The following is a 17,128-nucleotide window of genomic DNA, read 5'->3' as shown; positions in this document are numbered from 1 at the left end:
TCAGTCCCCTCCCTTCAGGAACTGCAGCAGCGCGTTTTTCTTGAGCCCGGCGATGCTGCCGGTCGGGCTCAGGCTGACCGGACAGTGCGTCATGCAGTTGCCTTGCGTGTGACAGGAATGGCAACCGCTGCCGGAAGTCGCTTGCTTGAGCACGCCCTTCGGGTCGGCATGGCGTTCGTCGTTGAACAGCGTCCATGCCCGATTCAGTGCCGCAGGGCCCAGGTATTCCTTGTCCCACGACACCACGTCGCAGGCGGCATAGCAGACACCGCAATTGATGCATTCAATGGCAGCATCGGCCATCTTGCGCTTGCGGCTGACGGGCGAAACCGCGGCTGGGGGATCGTTGCGCGTGGCGGTGCCGACAAAGGTGTTGCCCGCTTTCTTCCATTTGTCGAAGAACTCGGACATGTCCACCACCAGGTCCTTGATGCGAGGCATGTTGCGCAGCGGCTCGATCACGATCACGCCGTCCTCCTCCACGCGGCTCACATGGGTTCGGCAGGTCCAGCGTGGCCGCCCGTTCACCGTCATCGCGCACGATCCGCACACACCGACCCGGCATGCGAAGCGATACGACAGCGTCGGATCCATGTGGCGCTGAACCTCGGTGACCACGTCGAGCACGGTCTGGTTCTCGCGCCACGGCACCTGATAGGTGGTGAGACTGCTCTCGTCGGTGCCACGCGCAATGCGTACCGTCAGCGTGCGTTTCGTGGCTGTTGTTGCCTCCATGCCTCTCTCCCGTTTCGACCATGCCCGGCCGCTGCTCTAATGGTTGGGTTGAGAGAAGTTTAAGTAATCGTTATTTGTGAATCAATAATATGTCACTTGATATTTTTTGAAGTAAATCCCCGAAAAGTGGATAAAGCCCGACCTGTTTCCACAAGGGTCAGACTAGGGCGGGTGGCGTTGAGGTGAATCCCTTCGAAAAGCTCTCACGCAGATAGTCGACGAAGAGCTGCGAGACCCGCGATGCATGGGCCGAGTATGGCCGGATCGCATAGAGCCAATCACCGAAAGCTCCCGTTGCACGCCACTCCGGCAGCACCTCGATAAGCCGGCCAGTGTCGAGTGCCGACTGGGCACTGAAATCCGGCAGCAGCGCAATGCCAAGCCCTTCGATGGCGGCGTCACGCAAGGCCTCGCTGTTGTTGACCGCCAGCGGTCCGTTGACCGCCACGGTCACCGGATCCGCATGGGTGGAGGGTTCATCCGGGCCAGTCCGTACGAAGGTCCAGGTCGCGGTGCCATGCTGCCGGGGGTAATGCAGGCAGGCATGGTCAACGAGTGCCTCGGGGATTTCTGGCGTACCGTTGGCGCGCAGATAGGATCGGCTTGCCACCAGCACGATACGCGTGGCAGACAGGGTCCAGGCGACATGGGTTTCCGGTGGCGCGGTCGTGTGGCGCACCGCGATGTCATAACCTTCCTGAGCCAGCGAACGCAGGCGGTCGGACATATCCAGTTCGATCTGGATTTGCGGATACTGCCGCAGAAATTCCGGTAGCCGCGGCACCAACTGTTGCCTGGAAAACGCAACCGGCGCGGTCACTCTGAGAAGTCCGCGCGGAGCTCCGGCGAGATCCCGCACGTTGGCAAAGCCAGCGGAGATCTGCTCAAACGCACCGCGCATCGAATCCACCAGTTGCCTGCCTGCATCGGTCAGCGTGGCGCTGCGTGTCGTGCGCTGAACCAGCATGATGCCCGCCGACCTTTCCAGGTCAGCAATATGCTGGCTCATGGACGCCTTGCTCACACCAAGGCGGGCCGCCGCCTTGCTGAAACTACCTTGTTGATGCAACACCATGAGCCAATGCAGGTGTTCCCAAAGGTCCTCTACATCACCCTGCCGCATAGTTCCTCCCTATCCAGGCCATCCCGGCTTCATATTTCACAGCTATAACATGCCTGTAGGCAAATTTCCTGAACAGTGAGTTTGGGCGAGGGCCGCTACCCGGGCCAGATCGTGATCCCTACACTGCGGTCATCCTTCAATGCGGTGGATTTCGACCCACCCACGACGCCCGGAGATCATTGTGACCGCTCCCTACAACTCAACCGCGGAAGTTATTCACTTTGTGGCCGGAGCGCCGTATGCCGGTTTCGGCACGCGCTCGCAGCCGGTGTTCAATCCCGCCACTGGCGCGGTCGCGCGCAGCGTTCGGCTGGGCAGCCCTGCGGACGTGGATGCCGCCGTGGCCAGCGCGCTTGCCGCGTTCTCGAAGTGGGCTGACACGCCGCCGATCCGCCGCGCCCGCGTAATGCTGAAGTTCCTGGAGCTCATGAACCGTCACAAGGACGAGTTGGCTGCCATCATCACCGCCGAGCACGGCAAGGTCTTCAGCGATGCCCAGGGTGAAGTGAGCCGTGGCATCGACATCATCGAGTTTGCCTGCGGCATCCCGCAGCTACTCAAGGGCGATTACACGGATCAGGTCTCGACCGGCATGGACAACTGGACGCTGCGCCAGCCGCTCGGCGTCGTCGCGGGAATCACACCGTTCAACTTCCCATGCATGGTGCCGTGCTGGATGTTTCCCGTCGCCATCGCGGCCGGAAACTGCTTCATCCTGAAGCCGAGTGAGCGCGATCCTTCGGCTTCGCTGTTCATGGCACGCTTGCTCAAGGATGCGGGGCTTCCCGATGGCGTCTTCAATGTCGTTCAGGGTGACAAGACCGTAGTAGATGCCCTGCTCCATCACGTTGACGTCAAGGCCGTGAGCTTCGTCGGATCCACGCCGATCGCCAATTACATCTACGAAACCGGCGCTAGGCTGGGCAAGCGTGTCCAGGCGCTGGGCGGAGCCAAGAACCACATGGTCGTCATGCCCGATGCGGATATCGATCAGGCCGTAGACGGACTAATCGGCGCGGCATACGGCTCTGCCGGCGAGCGCTGCATGGCGATCTCCGTGGCAGTGCTCGTCGGCGACGTGGCGGAAAAGATCATGCCGAAGCTTGAAGCCCGCGCGCGGGAGTTGGTCATTAAGAACGGCATGGAGGCCGATGCCGAGATGGGTCCCGTTGTGACAGGCCAGGCGCTCGAACGCATCGAACGCTACATCGCTATCGGGGTCGAGGAAGGCGCCACGCTGCTGGTCGACGGCCGCAACTACAAGGTTCCTGGTCACGAGCAAGGATTCTTTACCGGCGGGACGCTGTTCGACAATGTGACCCCGGACATGCGAATCTATAAGGAAGAGATCTTTGGTCCGGTGCTTTCATGCGTGCGCGTGGAGGACTTGGCGCAAGCTGTGAAGCTGGTCAACGCGCATGAATTCGGCAACGGCGTGGCGTGCTACACGCGCGATGGCCAGATCGCGCGCGAGTTCTCGCGGCGCATCGAAGTCGGTATGGTTGGCATCAACGTACCCATCCCTGTTCCCATGGCATGGCACGGCTTCGGCGGCTGGAAGCGTTCACTCTTCGGTGACATGCATGCCTACGGCGAAGAAGGCGTGCGCTTCTATACGCGCCAGAAAAGCATCATGCAACGCTGGCCCAACGACACAGTTCGCGGGGCTGAGTTTGCGATGCCGACTGTGAAGTGATGGGTGCTAAGCAAAGGGAAGCTTTTTCGATGTCTGACCGGCCCCATCCGCATTTTGTGAAACACAGTGGTGACCGCTTCGTTGGTCCGCTTGATACAGCAACGACGAAGGGAGTCTGGTCTCTATGGGGATAGAACTGAGACGACCAGCACGCGGGCGAAGCTAGCGCGTGGCTCGAATGACTGTCGGATCCACTCTCATTCGTGGAGGAAGGCTACGGTACGGCTGCACTGGGTCTGGGGCCGGCCGTGCCTTCATACCTCAAAACGGATATTCTCGCAAAAGACATTCATATGCTTGCGTAAGGATACCCGCTAATTCCCTCGGAGCTTTCCCGTTACCTTGGCCGCAGAATTGACCACAGCACTGGCCAAGCTGTCAGAGAAACGAGATGCAGGAAGGGTCAGGGTGACTGCCCCGGCGAGCTTGTTCTCTGCATCAAACACGGGCGCGGACACGCCTGCGATGTCTGGCTTTCGATCACCTACCAAAGCCGCGACACCTGCCTCGCGAACCGCATCATAGATCTTCCCTTTGGCGCCGGAGAAGGCGAGCAGCACGCGGCCGCCGGAGCCCTGATCCAAGGGCAAGAGGTCGCCAGTTTTGACGTGCACACGCATCGGTTGAGGCGAATCCACCCGAAACAGGCACAGCCGCATGGCGCCCTGCCGTACATAGTATGCGGCCGTCTCTTGGGTCGCCTTCACAAGATCCTCGAGCACCGGCATCACCACCGACTCCAGCGAAAAACTCGCGACGTAAATCGCGTTCAGCCGAGCGATCGCCCCGCCTAGTCCAAAGGTCCCGTCTTCGTTCTGAATCACTAGCCCACGGTGCTGCAGCGACGCAAGCATGCGCTTGGTCGTGCTTTTGTACATGCGGGTGCGTTCCGCAAGCTCACTGAGCGTGAGAGTGCGGTCGTCCATGGTGAATGCATCCAGCAGCGACAGCGCACGGTCGACAGTCGAGGCCCCGCCCGGGGCGGAGTCCTCTTCTGCTAGCGGGGATTGCACGGGCTTCTTAGGCATAGGGCTGTTGGTAATTGACCGCAGGGTCGGATCCTACCATAATCACAATACATAAGTTGGAACTGTGTTCCAACTATTGGAACGACGAAGACCGCAAGGAGATATGCGATGACCCAGGTATTGATCAGTGAAGTTGCGCCCCGTGATGGACTCCAGTCCATCGCCGCCACGATGCCGACGAGCGCGAAGTGCAGATGGATCGACACGCTTGCCGCCGCTGGGCTGCGTGAGATCGAAGTAGCTTCCTTCGTATCCCCCAAGCTACTGCCGCAGATGGCGGACGCTGTCGAAGTGGTCCGCCATGCATTGACCCTTCGTGACCTCACTGTGGCAGTGCTGGTGCCCAACCTACGCGGCGCCATCGCCGCAATGGAGGCTGGCGCGCACAAGCTGACGCTGCCTGTATCCGTCAGCGCAGCACATCTGTGGTCGAACATCCGCAAGACGCCGGAGCAGATCGAGGAGGACGTGGCGAACATCGTCGCGCTGCGGAACGAGAGGTTTCCGGATGTGAAAATCGAGGCCGGACTGTCGACTGCTTTTGGCTGCACCATTTCTGGCGACGTACCGGAAGACGACACGATTCGCGTGTCCGTTCGCATGGCCGAACTCGGCGTGGACGAGGTGGGCCTCTCCGACAGCGTGGGCTATGCCAACCCCGCACAGGTCAAGCGACTGTTCACTCGCTTGCGCGAGGAGGTGGGCAACAAAGCAGGCGGCGCGCACTTCCACAACACTCGTGGGCAAGGCTTGGCGAACGTAGTTGCCGCACTTGATGCTGGCGTAACGACGTTCGACTCCAGCCAAGGCGGCATTGGCGGATGTCCGTACGCGCCGGGAGCGACGGGCAACATCGTCACCGAAGACCTGGTGTTCATGTTGGAGGCAAGCGGCGTCAAGACAGGGGTAGACCTTGAACTGCTTGCGAATGCGCGCGCGGTACTTGCAGAGGCACTGCCTAACGAGGCGTTGTACGGCTATGTGCCTGCAGCCGGCCTGCCGAAGGGGTTCCACTATGCCAAGGAGGCCGCATGAGCAGCGCAGCGGAGTCTCAGACGCAGGATCAGCTTCCTCTGGCCGGCATCCGGGTAGTTGAATTCACGCACATGGTCATGGGGCCGACCTGCGGCATGGTACTGGGTGACCTCGGGGCGGATGTAATCAAGATAGAGCCGCTAGTCGGCGACAACACGCGCCGCCTTAAAGGTTCGGGCGCCGGCTTCTTTCCGATGTTCAACCGAAACAAGAAGAGCCTGCCGGTGAACCTCAAAGACCCCCGAGGCCGCGAACTGGTCCTCAAGCTCATTGGCACCGCCGACGTGGTGAGCGAAAACTTTAAGGCGGGCACCATGGCCAAGAATGGCCTTGACTACGAAACCTTGCGCAAGCTCAACCCACGCCTGGTGTACGTCTCTCACAAGGGCTTTCTGCCAGGGCCGTACGACCATCGAACCGCGCTCGACGAGGTGGTGCAGATGATGGGTGGCTTGGCCTACATGACTGGGCCAAGCGGCCAACCGTTGCGTGCAGGCGCGGCAGTCAACGACATCATGGGAGGCGTGTTCGGCGCGCTGGGCGCGATTGTCTCGCTGTTCGAGCGGCAACGCACGGGCGTGGGTCAGGAAGTGCAATCGGCCCTGTTTGAGAACAATGTATTCCTGGTCGGCCACCACATGATGCAGCAAGCCGTGACTGGGCTGGCACCCTCCCCCATGCCCAGCCGCATATCGGCCTGGGCGATCTACGACGTGTTCACCGTGAAAGACGGGGAGCAGATCTTCCTGGCCGTCGTGTCCGATACGCAGTGGGAGATTTTCTGCCGGGCGTTCGGCTTCGATGACCTTTCCCGGGACGCGCGGCTGATCACGAACAACCAGCGCGTGGAAGCACGGCCGTGGCTAATGCCAGATATCCGCACCCGCCTAGGTTCGATGTCCAAACAAGAGTTGGCCGACAACTTTGAGCGCCACGGGTTGCCTTTTGCACCGATCGCTCGCCCAGGCGACCTCTTCGACGACATCCACTTGAAGGAGACCGGCGGCTTGGCGAGGGTCTCCTTGCCTGACGGCGAAAAGGCGGGCAACGACACCTATACCCCCCTATTGCCATTCACCTTGGGCGGCCGACGCCCGGGCGTTCGCCATCAGCCGCCTCGCCTGGGAGAAAAGGGGCATGAACTGCTGACCAGGCTCGGCCTGAGCGAAAGCGAGATTTCCAATCTCGCTGCGGAGGGCGTGATCGGCACAGTCTCGTAAGCGGAGTGGTTCCGCCCCCCACCTCATCCGTAAACCAATATAAATCAGGAGACAACCATGAGTGTGAATATTCGTCGCGCGGCCCTTGCACGCAGTGCTTTGCTGACAGCGGCCCTTCTGGGCGCCGCGACCCTGCCCGCTTATGCCCAGAATACCTACCCTCAACGGCCGATCAAGATGATCGTGCCCATGCCGCCTGGCGGCGGCACTGACACCATATCGCGCATCATCGCCGATTCCCTGTTGCAGAAACACGGCTGGACAGTCGTCATCGAAAACAAGCCGGGCGCGACAGGCAACATCGGCATGGCGTCCCTCGCCAAGTCGGCACCCGACGCTTACACGATCGGCATGGGGCAGGCGGCCAATCTGGCCATTAACCCCTGGCTGTACTCCTCGATGCCATTCGACCCAGTGAAGGATTTCACTCCGATCGTTCTTGTCGCATCGCAGCCGGTGGTGCTCGTTGTTCGAGGCGACTCCCCTCACAAGACCGTTGACGACCTGCTCAAGGCAGCCAAGGCGCGTTCCGGTGCAGTCAAGATGGCCTCTTCGGGTGCCGGGACCATCGGGCACATGTCAGGTGAACTCCTGGGGAGGAAGGCTGGCGTGAAGTTCCTGCACGTACCCTACAAGGGGGCCGGTCAGGCGCTGACCGACCTGATGGGCGGCCAGACCGACTTCTTCTTCAGCGTGCCACAGGCGGCTTACCCGATGATCCGAACCGGCAAACTGCGGGCGCTCGCTGTCAGCTCGCCTCAACGGTTGGCAGCACTGCCGGCAGTGCCAACGGTGGCGGAATCGGGCTTCCCGGGGTTCGAGAGCAGCGCGTGGACGGGTCTTGTCGCACCCGCCGGCGTGTCTCTCCAGATAGTGAACCAGATCAATGCCCGCGTGCAGGCCACCTTGAAGGATCCGCACATCGTCAAGAAGCTCCAGGAGGAAGGCAGTGAGCCGTTGGGTGGATCACCCGCGCATTTTGCGAGGTTTATCCAGGATGAGGGCAAGAAGTGGGGCGATCTCGTTCGCGTAGCCGGCATCAAGCTCGAGTGACTGACCTTGACTCCCCTTTAGACCTTCAAGACGCAATGGAGACAAAGAAACCATGAAGAGGCAATTTCGGGCAAATTGCAAGGCCAGCGCCAGTGTCGTGTGCATGGTCGGCGCGGTCGTGACGGGCGGGTGCGGTGGCATGCCCACGACTGATTCACCAAGGGCCGCGGTCCAGACCGCGGCGGAACGTCGCGACGTGTTCTTCGCCGGCGGCCGATACGTTGGTACGGGGGGGCAGGAAGTCATGCAGGGGGCGATGTACGTTGAGCATCTCGCCCCTGCCCGCGTGACGCAAAAGTACCCGGTGGTTTTCTTCCACGGCGCTGCCCAGACAGCTGTGAACTGGATCACGACGCCGGACGGACGCCCAGGTTGGGCATCGTATTTCCTAGATCGAGGTTACGACGTGTACCTAGTGGACCAGCCCGCAAGGGGCCGGTCCGCGTGGCACCCCGGCCTGGATGGCACGCTGACGAAGTTCTCTGCGCCCAAGATTGAAATGCTATTCACTGACTCCGCGGCCCGTGGGAACTGGCCGCAGGCCAAGCTCCATACCCAATGGCCAGGCACCGGGCCCAACAAAGGCAGGATGGGCGACTCGGTGTTCGATCAGTTCTATTCGAGTCAGGTCGAATACTTGGGAACCAACGCAGAGACTCAAGCCCTGGTGAAGCAAGCCGGCACGGCACTGCTGGATCGTATTGGCCCGGCGGTGTTGATCACGCACTCACAGGCAGGGCCGTTCGGCTGGCTGCTGGCTGACGCCCGCCCGCAGTTGGTCAAGGCGATTGTATCGGTTGAGCCAAACGGTCCGCCCATCGAATCCTCCACGGTCTTCGGCGCCAAGAAGCAGCTTGCATGGGGTGTGGCAGACGTGCCTATTACCTACGACCCCCCCGTCATGGATGCTTCCACGCTTGACATCGAGAAAGAGACCACGCCAGAGCGTCCGCAGTTGATGGCGTGCTGGCGACAAAAGGCCCCGGCGCGACAACTGCCCAACCTCAAAGGCATACCGATCACCGTGCTGATCACTGAGGCGTCCTTCCATTCGCAGTACGACCACTGCACCGCACGCTGGCTATCCCAGGCGGGAGTGCCTACCGAAATCGTCAGGCTGGAAGAAATAGGCCTGCGCGGCAACGGTCACATGGTTATGCTCGAGAAGAACAGTAACGATGTCGCGGCATGGATCGATGGCTGGCTGCGCAAGACACTCAACTAAAAGTCCGATCACAACGCACATATCGGAGACAACATCATGGCCAACTCGGCGCGCCGAACGACCCTCGGCATACTTCTAGTTTCCGCCGGACTGATCTGCAGCCTGCCCACTCTGGCGCAAACCAGCGCGTGGCCCGACAAGCCGGTACGGCTGGTCGTGCCTTACTCCGCGGGCGGCACGACAGACTTCGCTGCTCGCCTGATCGCGCAAAAACTGACCAAGCTTACCGGCAAGAGTTTCTTCGTCGAGAACAAGACCGGAGGCTCCGGCACCATCGCAACGCAGGAGGTTGTGCGATCCGCGCCTGATGGCAGCACCTTGCTGGTGACCGACACCACCTACGCGATGTTGCCTCTGGTCTTCGCCAAGCTGCCGTGGGACCACATGAAGGATCTTGTTCACATCACGGAGCTGATCGAAACGCCCGTGATGCTCACGGTGCCAGAGCGATCGCCGTTCAAGACGGTTGCCGAACTCGTGGCGTTTGCCAAGGCGAATCCCGGCAAACTAAACTTCGGCTCCGGCGGACCAGGCAGTTCCACGCATCTTGGGGCAGAGCTCTTCAAGTCGGTGGCAGGTGTGTCGATCACCCACATCCCGTACCGCGGTGCGGGGGCAGCCGCAGCAGACTTACTGGCCGGGCAGATTGACATGCTAGTCGCTGCAACGCCGACCAGCATTGCGCAAGTCAAGGGTGGGCGCGTCAGGGCGCTGGCCGTCAGCGGCAGCGAAAGAATCCCCGCCCTTCCCGCCGTACCGACCTTTGCCGAGGCCGGCCTGCCCGACTACAAGGGAGTCAGCTGGTTTGGACTTGCTACCCCTCGCGGCACTTCGCCCGCAATCGTGGCCAAGCTGCACGACCTGGTGGCCACGGCAATGCGGGACCCTGAGGTGCAACGGACGTTTGCTCAACAAGGTGCAGTCTACCGACCGATGAGCGTCGAGGCTTTTGGGCGCTTTGTAAATCAGGAAATCGTGATTTGGGCCCAGGTTGGAGAGAAGGCCGGTGTAAAGCCGGAATGACCCGAAAGCGTAGACATGACCATGTGGAACCTCTCGTTCGCCCCGCCTATCGTCATTCAAGCCGCGGTTTTTGCGCGCGTTCCCGACGGCCTTCGGATGGCGCGACATAGCCCATGGGCCGATGCCAACAAACAGGGCCAGCTCGTGGACTGCTTTCTCGAAGGCCCGGCATTCTCGCAAGACGGCGCCCTTTATCTGACCGACGTTCCGCACGGGCGGATACTCCGGGTCAACGCGCCCGATGACTGGACGGTTATCGCCGACGGACTCGGCTGGCCCAACGGCCTTGCAATTCATCAGGACGGCAGCCTGCTAGTCGCGGATTACAGGCATGGGATCATTCGAGTCGACGCCGCCACAGGAGCCCTGGAAACTGTGCTCGGCACGCGCAACAGCGAGTCCTTTAAGGGAGTCAACGATCTCGTCTTTGATTCGAGCGGCAACCTGTACTTCACCGATCAGGGCCAAACCGGCCTGCATGATCCGACTGGACGAGTCTATCGCCATAGGGTGGACGGCGGACTGGACTGTCTGGTTTCGAATGTTCCGAGCCCGAACGGCATCGCCCTGAACGCCGAGGGCAACGTGCTGTTCGTCGCGGTCACCCGAGCGAATCAGGTCTGGCGGGCACCGATAATGCGCGACGGAACAATCTCCAAAATGGGCGCCTTCCAGACGCTCTTCGGCACCAGTGGGCCAGACGGTCTGGCTCCCACGGCCGATGGCGGCCTCGTCGTGGCCCATGCGAGTCTGGGCGGAGCCTTTGTCCTCAACGCCGCCGGTGAAGTTACTCATTACGTGCGAAGTCCGACGGGTCACAACATTACCAACGTCGCGTTCAAGCCGGGCACGTCGTCCCTGTTTTTGACCGAATCTCAAACCGGGACGGTGCTGACAGCGGAACTACCCGTCTGCGGCGCGTCCATATATTCCCACTCTTCCGTAACCTTCGATTGATTCGAACTTACTATGGCTATCTACGAATTGAACGGTATTTCTCCCCGCATTGCACCGGGTGTCTGGATTGCTGACAGTGCCGATGTAATCGGCGACGTGGTGATCGGCGAGGGATCCAGTATCTGGTTCGGCGCCGTGCTGCGGGGCGACAACGCGACCCTGACGATCGGTTCCGGGACAAGTATCCAGGATGGCTCTATCCTGCATGCCGATGAAGGAGTCCCTCTCACTGTAGGCAACCACGTCACCATAGGCCATCGGGTGGTGCTGCACGGATGCACCGTGGGCGACGGCGCACTGATAGGCATCGGTGCAATGGTTCTGAACGGCGCAAGGATCGGTGCTCGCTCGCTCGTCGGCGCCGGGGCGTTGGTGACCGAAGGCAAGGAGATGCCAGATGACCACATGGTGCTGGGCGTGCCGGGGAAGGCCATCAAGCCGCTGAGTCCAGAGCAACTGGATGGCTTGGGGAAGAGCGCCGAGGACTACATCCAGAATGCCCGCCGTTTCGCCGCGGGACTGATCCGTCGCGGCTAAAGGAAATTAGCGCATACCAGCCGCCCAAAAAAGTCGTCAACCGCCAGCGGCGCGTCGGTGCGCGCCCGACGCAAAAAAGCATCGCATCAGGCAGGGAGATGTCAGTGCAGAAGTCGTATTCTATTCCGGCTTTACATTTGCTGATCTCGCGACCTCGGTCCACATGGCCGTATCCTGCCTGATCCGGTTCGCAAACTCGCTGGACGGAACACCGCCCGGCGTGGCGCCCATGCCAGTCAGTCGTTCCTTCATGTCGGCGCTATTCATGCTCTTCTGGATCTCGACCTGCAGCTTTGTGACGATATCGTCCGGTGTGCCTTTCGGTGCCGCCAAGCCGAACCAGTTGACGACGTTGTAGTCCTTCAGACCCGCCTCGGCAAACGTGGGAACGTCGGCAAGAGCAGGCACGCGAGCATTGCCCGTCACGGCCAGCGCACGTGCCTTGCCGCCTTTGACTTGAGGGACGGCGGTGGGCGTCGCGGTGATCAGCACGTCCACATTGCTCGAGATCAACCCCATCAGCGCCTCTCCTGCTCCCTTGTACGGGATGTGGCTCATCGTGACGCCGGATGACTTCTCGAAGACCTCAGCCGCAAGGTGCGTCGAGCTTCCCGCACCTCCCGAGCCGAAGTTGAGCTTCCCTGGATTTTGCTTCGCGAATGCAATCAACTGCTGCAGGCTCTTGAATGGCGAACCCGCCGGCACGATCAGAATGACCGGAGTCTGCGCAATCGTGGTTACCGGAATTAGATCCTTTTGGTGATCCCATGGCAGTTTCTTGAAGAGGGACGGCAGCATCGTGTAGGTGGTGTCGTTCGCCAGCAAGGTATAGCCGTCCGGCGCCGCGCGCACGACCTGGAGCGTACCAATTGTGCCGCTGGCGCCAGGCTTGTTCTCGACGAAGAACGACTTGCCAGTAGCATCCGTGAGCTTCTGGGCAGCTTGCCGGGCGACATAGTCTGTTGTACCCCCCGCAGAATATGGGACGATGACCCGCACGGGCTTGCTGGGCCAGGTATCAGCGCAAACGGGAAGGCTGGCCAGCATGATGGCGCCGGCGGCAATGAGTCGGTTCAACATGGTTGTCTCCTTGTGTTGTCGTGGCGAGGCGACTTGCATACGTCAAATCGCTGTCAAGAAGTGCTGAGAAGAGTCGGCCGGCGCACCAGAATCGAGTTCTGGGTTGCCGGGCCGGTATCAGGAACGGCGAGGCACCGGCACCGCTCGTTTCGGTTCGCCGACATAGGAACAGAGGAATTGCCGAGGAATGGGGCCCTTGTTCCTGCCGCCCTGGCAGGTCTGCTCCCAGGCGTGGGCGAGAATGCCAACGGAGCGTGACAGGCAGAACAAGCCTCGTGCCAAAGGTGCCGGAAAGCCCAGCTCTGCGTAAATGACCGCAGTGGCCCCATCGATGTTCATCGGAATGGACTTGCTGCGGCCCGCACCAAGAGCCTGCTCGATGCGTCGTGCGATATCGGCGAATCGTCCGCTGACGATCCCGGCGGCCGCTGCCTGTTCGACCAGCGCCAGCAGACGTGGCGCGCGCGGATCAACAGGGTGGAAGCGATGGCCGAAGCCCGACACGAACTTGCCGTGCAGATCGCGATACTGGGCCAATCCCGCTGCCACGGCATCGTCCAGCGTCGCGCCCTCGTCGGCTCGACGCGCGATGTCGAGGTAGAGGTCGACAGCCTGCTCGCCCGCGCCGCCGTGCACATCGCCCAGAACGTTCACTGCTGATGCCATCGCGCTGTTCAGTCCAACGCCGCACGTCGCTGCCATGCGGGCAATCGCAATGCTGGGCGCCTGCGGGCCATGGTCCACGCCTGCCATCAGTGCGGCATCGAGCAATGCGCTTTGCTCATGCATTGGCAGTTCACCACGCAGCATCAACCAGACCATTTGGACAAACGACACATTGCCAATCAGTTCCTCGATCGGATAGCCGCGGAAGCGAATCTCGCCGGGCTGCATGTCGATGATGCGGGTGCGCCACCAGTCCTGCGAAGCCTGCTGGCCGGCATCGGGCAGCGCCATGTTTGGATTGGTGGAATCTGTCATAGTGCACGCTCCTTTTTCAGCGCTGCGATGTCGTCCGTGGTGTAACCGAGTTCCTGCAGAATCTCGTCGGTGTGCTCCCCGAGCTGCGGTGGGGGCGTTTGCACCGACGGAGCCGACCCGTTTACCTTGAATCCTGTGCGCACCAATCGGATATCGCGATCCACTCCTGGCACGTCCGAAAAGTCGCCAATCATGCCGCGATCGCGGACTTGTGGATGCGCGAGAACCTCTGGTACCGTCAGCACCGGTCCTGCGGGCACCCCTGCTTCGTTGAGCAATGTCCACCATTCCATGGCTGGCTTCTTCGCCAGTTCAGCCTCCAGTTCCGCCGTCAGCGCGTCACGATTGGTCAGCCGTGACTGTCGCTCGGCAAAGCGAGGATCGCCCGCCAGATCCGGGCGACCGATGACGCGGCAGACGGCTTCGAACTGCTCCTGCTTGTTGGCAGCGATATTGAGTGGTGCATCGCCAGTCCGGAACGTGCCGGAAGGGCTTGCCGTCATGTTGACGTTGCCCAAGGCCATCGGCTCCTTGGCTGCAATGAGGTGGTTGGACACGACCCAACCCATCGTTGCCATCGTCGCCTCCAGCATCGACACATCGAGGAAGTACCCTTGCGTTCGTTCGCTGTCCGCAAGCGCTGACGCAATGGCGAAAGCGGCCGTCATGCCGCCAATCGTGTCGGCGACCGGATAACCCACACGCAGTGGAGCGGACTCGGCATCGCCCGTGATGCTCATGACGCCGGACATGCCCTGGATGATCTGGTCATAGGCAGGCAAGTCCGACAGGGGGCCATCCTGACCGAAGCCAGAGATCGCGCAGTAGATCAAGCGCGGATTGACGCGCTGAAGTTCGTCGTAGCCAACGCCCAGCCGCGTCATGACACCCGGACGGAAGTTCTCCACAAGGACATCGGCATTCTGAACCAGCCGGCGCAAGACATCTTTGCCGCGTGCATGTTTGAGATTGACGGTGATGGAGCGCTTGCCTGGGTTCTGGGCAAGGAAAGAAACGCCCATCAGTTTGCGGTTGAGTTCCGCGTCAGCGCCGAGCTGCCGGGCAAGGTCACCAGTGCCCGGCGTCTCCACTTTGATAACGTCTGCACCCATGTGCGCGAGTTGATGGCAACAGAATGGGCCCGCCAACACATTGGTCAGATCAAGAATACGCTTCCCGCGCAGTGGTTTGTTCATGGCATGCTCTGCATCGATGCGGCACTGGACCGGTTGACCCAGTGCTTGTTACGTTTCACTCAGTCGACGCGTGCGCCAGACTGGCGCACGATGTCACCCCAGCGCGCGTTTTCCGATTTCAGTAGCGCTTCGAGCTCCTTCGCCGAGCCACCCTTCGGCTCGCTGCCTTCCTCTTTGAGCTTGGCGATCGTGTCTGGCTGAGACAGTGCCTTGTTCACCTCGGCATTGAGGCGAGACACGACTTCGGGCGGCGTATTGGCGGGGGCGACCAGCGCCTTCCAGTCTTCCGCCTGGAACCCGGCATAACCGGACTCTGCGACGGTTGGGACCGACTGCAGAATCGGCAGGCGCTTTGCCGAGGTGACAGCAAGGGCGCGGACCTTTCCGGCCCTGATCATGGGCATGGCGATGGGCGGCGTCGCGAAGTAGAAATCGGTCTGGCCGCCCAGCAGATCGTTCAGCGCCGGGGATGCGCCTTTGTATGGCACGTGCAGCGACTTGATGCCTGCCCTACGCTGGAACATTTCGCCGGTCAGGTGCCCTACCGTGCCGGTACCCGCCGACGCCATTGACATCTGCCGGCTCTTCGCCGCAGCGACGAACTCAGCCAGATTCTTGTAAGGCGCGTCGGCTCGCACAATGAGCACGACAGGCTGCGCGGCGACCAACGCTATCGGGGTGAAATCCTTTACCGCGTTGTAGGGCATCTTCGGATACAGCGCGGGATTGATCGCCAGGTTTGCGGTCTGCCCCATCCCAAGCGTGTAGCCGTCCGGTTTCGCCTTCGCAACGAGGTCCAGGCCGATGTTGCCGCCCGCCCCAGCGCGGTTCTCCACCACGACACTCCACTGTGTGGACATTCCGATCTTGTTGAAGACCAGCCTTGATAGCACGTCAGTGCCACCGGCCGGGGGGAACGGCACCACCAAGCGAACGGGCCGGCTCGGATAGGCATCCGCGGCGTAGGCGTCAGCGGTGGCGGCACCCATCGCGGCCGTCGCCACTGCCAGGCAAATCAGGGCCGTGGCGGCGCGTGTCACGCAACGCCTTGCGGCAAACTTGGTATAGGAAGGCATCATGTTGTCTCCTGTGGGCGGCACGTACCGGGTCCATTGCCCAACGGCCGATAGCGCATCTAACGCGCGGTTGCAGCACTGGCAGCGTCGCTGCCGCCAAGCCGATATACAGAGGTGGCGGTACCCCTGAACAAGGCCTCGCGCTCCTCAGCGCTCGCGTCCTCGGTCATCCTCTTGAAAGCGTTCCAGCCATTCCCGAAGGGATACGAGCCCTTGTCCACCGGGAAATTGCTCTCGAACATGCAGCGGTCGGCACCGAACATCTCGATGCAGCTGTGTATCCATGGCTTCCACGCTTGCGCGAGCTGCAGGGACGAAGGCGGCCTCTCGCCCTTGTCGAACCCGAACCCGTTGATGCGCATGCCCAGGCCGCCGAGCTTCACAAAGACATTCGGAAGCTGGGCCAGCGCCCGCATCGATGTCGACCATTGGTTAAAGACGGCCCGCCCCGGATCGGCATAGGCGCCAATCCCAAGTACGCCGCCGCAATGGTTCACAACAATCGTTGTGTCCGGGTTGGCCCGGGCCAAGTCGGCCAACTCAGGTAGTTGGTGGAAGAACAGCCATGCGTCATATGACAGTCCCATCGGAGCCAGTTGACTGACCCCGGCCCGATACCGAGCATCCAGCAATAGGCCTCGAGGCGCCGCGCTCAGCGGGTTCACCAACGATGTGTCCGCATCCCAGGTCGTCAGATGGCGCACGCCACGAAAGCGCCCCTCGCCAGCTGCGACATGCGCTTCCAGAATTTCGCGGACCGCAGCACCCTGCCGAAGGTCGACGTAACCGACTATGCCCTTGCACAACTGCGGTGCTAACCGCTCATCCTTGCGGGTCGCCTTCGCGACGTACACCGTCTCGCCGACCGGCTTCCTGTGCTCAGGGCCGTCCGTGAAGTAGCGCGTGAGCGCTTGCATGTAGACCGATGCCTCGAGGTTGTGCCCCGACTCTCGCACGTCGGCCAGGTAATCGTCGGCCAGATAAGTCCATCCCGGGCGCTCATAGAAGTGGTGGTGCGCATCGATTATCGGCAGGCCAGGGTCAATCGGCGGCTCGGCGCCCTTGGCGAGCCATTGTTCGCGGACGGGCAAGTAATTCGTCTGTGCGTTCATCTCGTGATCGATTGAACCAAGCCCAACCTTAGGCCGGCACCACCAATTGGT

Annotated in this window: 16 protein-coding genes; 8 read left to right on the top strand and 8 right to left on the bottom strand. The window is 61.3% G+C overall.

From position 1 onward, the window contains the following. The gene (locus A2G96_RS22140; RefSeq protein ID WP_062802382.1) at positions 1–735 is read right to left on the bottom strand and encodes a succinate dehydrogenase/fumarate reductase iron-sulfur subunit; all 735 of its coding nucleotides are present in this window, start codon (positions 733–735) and stop codon (positions 1–3) included. A gap of 157 nt (positions 736–892) precedes the next feature. After that, the gene (locus tag A2G96_RS22135) at positions 893–1,858 is read right to left on the bottom strand and encodes a LysR family transcriptional regulator (RefSeq protein ID WP_062802381.1); all 966 of its coding nucleotides are present in this window, start codon (positions 1,856–1,858) and stop codon (positions 893–895) included. A 181-nt stretch (positions 1,859–2,039) separates the two neighbouring features. Between A2G96_RS22135 and A2G96_RS22130 the strand changes: the two genes are divergently transcribed. Beyond that, a complete protein-coding gene (locus A2G96_RS22130; protein WP_174549324.1) occupies positions 2,040–3,554 on the top strand; it encodes a CoA-acylating methylmalonate-semialdehyde dehydrogenase in 1,515 nt (504 codons plus the stop codon). Between the two features lie 314 nt (positions 3,555–3,868). On the opposite strand, the gene A2G96_RS22125 is transcribed toward A2G96_RS22130, so the two are convergent. Next, a complete protein-coding gene (locus A2G96_RS22125) occupies positions 3,869–4,582 on the bottom strand; it encodes an IclR family transcriptional regulator (protein WP_062802379.1) in 714 nt (237 codons plus the stop codon). Between the two features lie 108 nt (positions 4,583–4,690). Between A2G96_RS22125 and A2G96_RS22120 the strand changes: the two genes are divergently transcribed. Genes A2G96_RS22120 through A2G96_RS22090 form a run of 7 tightly spaced genes read left to right on the top strand, consistent with a single transcriptional unit; the run spans position 4,691 to position 11,632 of the window. Then, the gene (locus A2G96_RS22120) at positions 4,691–5,617 is read left to right on the top strand and encodes a hydroxymethylglutaryl-CoA lyase (protein WP_062802378.1); all 927 of its coding nucleotides are present in this window, start codon (positions 4,691–4,693) and stop codon (positions 5,615–5,617) included. After that, complete coding sequence (locus A2G96_RS22115; RefSeq protein WP_062802377.1) at positions 5,614–6,837, top strand: CaiB/BaiF CoA transferase family protein; 1,224 nt, start codon at positions 5,614–5,616, stop codon at positions 6,835–6,837. The genes A2G96_RS22120 and A2G96_RS22115 overlap by 4 nt, the downstream gene beginning before the upstream one ends. A 57-nt stretch (positions 6,838–6,894) precedes the next feature. Then, positions 6,895–7,890, top strand: coding sequence for a Bug family tripartite tricarboxylate transporter substrate binding protein (locus A2G96_RS22110; protein WP_062802376.1), 996 nt, complete (start codon positions 6,895–6,897; stop codon positions 7,888–7,890). Positions 7,891–7,942: 52 nt separating this feature from the next. After that, on the top strand, positions 7,943–9,115 hold the full coding sequence (locus tag A2G96_RS22105) for an alpha/beta hydrolase (protein ID WP_231909720.1): 1,173 nt from the start codon (positions 7,943–7,945) through the stop codon (positions 9,113–9,115). Between the two features lie 36 nt (positions 9,116–9,151). Next, on the top strand, positions 9,152–10,138 hold the full coding sequence (locus tag A2G96_RS22100) for a Bug family tripartite tricarboxylate transporter substrate binding protein (protein ID WP_062802375.1): 987 nt from the start codon (positions 9,152–9,154) through the stop codon (positions 10,136–10,138). Between the two features lie 15 nt (positions 10,139–10,153). Next, a complete protein-coding gene (locus tag A2G96_RS22095; RefSeq protein ID WP_062802374.1) occupies positions 10,154–11,095 on the top strand; it encodes an SMP-30/gluconolactonase/LRE family protein in 942 nt (313 codons plus the stop codon). A gap of 12 nt (positions 11,096–11,107) precedes the next feature. After that, entirely contained in the window at positions 11,108–11,632 is a 525-nt protein-coding gene (locus tag A2G96_RS22090) for a gamma carbonic anhydrase family protein (RefSeq protein ID WP_062802373.1), read from the top strand. Positions 11,633–11,752: 120 nt separating this feature from the next. Here the strand turns inward: A2G96_RS22090 and A2G96_RS22085 are convergent, their stop codons facing one another. The 5 genes from A2G96_RS22085 to A2G96_RS22065 form a co-directional block, all read right to left on the bottom strand. Continuing rightward, positions 11,753–12,712 (bottom strand): Bug family tripartite tricarboxylate transporter substrate binding protein, encoded by a 960-nt coding sequence (locus A2G96_RS22085; RefSeq protein WP_062802372.1) that lies wholly within the window; start codon positions 12,710–12,712, stop codon positions 11,753–11,755. 117 nt (positions 12,713–12,829) lie between these two features. Then, positions 12,830–13,693: a citryl-CoA lyase gene (locus A2G96_RS22080; protein ID WP_062802371.1), complete on the bottom strand. Its 864-nt coding sequence runs from the start codon at positions 13,691–13,693 to the stop codon at positions 12,830–12,832. Beyond that, positions 13,690–14,889: a CaiB/BaiF CoA transferase family protein gene (locus A2G96_RS22075; protein WP_062802370.1), complete on the bottom strand. Its 1,200-nt coding sequence runs from the start codon at positions 14,887–14,889 to the stop codon at positions 13,690–13,692. The genes A2G96_RS22080 and A2G96_RS22075 overlap by 4 nt, the downstream gene beginning before the upstream one ends. 59 nt (positions 14,890–14,948) lie before the next feature. Further along, positions 14,949–15,965, bottom strand: coding sequence for a Bug family tripartite tricarboxylate transporter substrate binding protein (locus tag A2G96_RS22070; protein WP_082819176.1), 1,017 nt, complete (start codon positions 15,963–15,965; stop codon positions 14,949–14,951). A gap of 59 nt (positions 15,966–16,024) precedes the next feature. Further along, positions 16,025–17,077: an amidohydrolase family protein gene (locus A2G96_RS22065; protein ID WP_082819069.1), complete on the bottom strand. Its 1,053-nt coding sequence runs from the start codon at positions 17,075–17,077 to the stop codon at positions 16,025–16,027. Positions 17,078–17,128: the final 51 nt, after the last annotated feature.

The sequence above is a fragment of the Cupriavidus nantongensis genome, from assembly GCF_001598055.1.
GTDB classification, from domain to species: Bacteria; Pseudomonadota; Gammaproteobacteria; order Burkholderiales; family Burkholderiaceae; genus Cupriavidus; species Cupriavidus nantongensis.
The sequence above is the reverse complement of the archived record's forward strand: the minus strand, read 5'-3'. Positions and strand labels throughout refer to the sequence as shown.

Coding starts and splice junctions, on each gene's coding strand:
- A2G96_RS22075 (WP_062802370.1), bottom strand. CDS start 14,889: ATGAACAAACCACTGCGCGGGAAGCGTATTCTTGATCTGACCAATGTG.
- A2G96_RS22135 (WP_062802381.1), bottom strand. CDS start 1,858: ATGCGGCAGGGTGATGTAGAGGACCTTTGGGAACACCTGCATTGGCTC.
- A2G96_RS22065 (WP_082819069.1), bottom strand. CDS start 17,077: ATGAACGCACAGACGAATTACTTGCCCGTCCGCGAACAATGGCTCGCC.
- A2G96_RS22080 (WP_062802371.1), bottom strand. CDS start 13,693: ATGACAGATTCCACCAATCCAAACATGGCGCTGCCCGATGCCGGCCAG.
- A2G96_RS22090 (WP_062802373.1), top strand. CDS start 11,108: ATGGCTATCTACGAATTGAACGGTATTTCTCCCCGCATTGCACCGGGT.
- A2G96_RS22125 (WP_062802379.1), bottom strand. CDS start 4,582: ATGCCTAAGAAGCCCGTGCAATCCCCGCTAGCAGAAGAGGACTCCGCC.
- A2G96_RS22070 (WP_082819176.1), bottom strand. CDS start 15,965: ATGCCTTCCTATACCAAGTTTGCCGCAAGGCGTTGCGTGACACGCGCC.
- A2G96_RS22100 (WP_062802375.1), top strand. CDS start 9,152: ATGGCCAACTCGGCGCGCCGAACGACCCTCGGCATACTTCTAGTTTCC.
- A2G96_RS22120 (WP_062802378.1), top strand. CDS start 4,691: ATGACCCAGGTATTGATCAGTGAAGTTGCGCCCCGTGATGGACTCCAG.
- A2G96_RS22095 (WP_062802374.1), top strand. CDS start 10,154: ATGACCATGTGGAACCTCTCGTTCGCCCCGCCTATCGTCATTCAAGCC.
- A2G96_RS22110 (WP_062802376.1), top strand. CDS start 6,895: ATGAGTGTGAATATTCGTCGCGCGGCCCTTGCACGCAGTGCTTTGCTG.
- A2G96_RS22085 (WP_062802372.1), bottom strand. CDS start 12,712: ATGTTGAACCGACTCATTGCCGCCGGCGCCATCATGCTGGCCAGCCTT.
- A2G96_RS22115 (WP_062802377.1), top strand. CDS start 5,614: ATGAGCAGCGCAGCGGAGTCTCAGACGCAGGATCAGCTTCCTCTGGCC.
- A2G96_RS22140 (WP_062802382.1), bottom strand. CDS start 735: ATGGAGGCAACAACAGCCACGAAACGCACGCTGACGGTACGCATTGCG.
- A2G96_RS22105 (WP_231909720.1), top strand. CDS start 7,943: ATGAAGAGGCAATTTCGGGCAAATTGCAAGGCCAGCGCCAGTGTCGTG.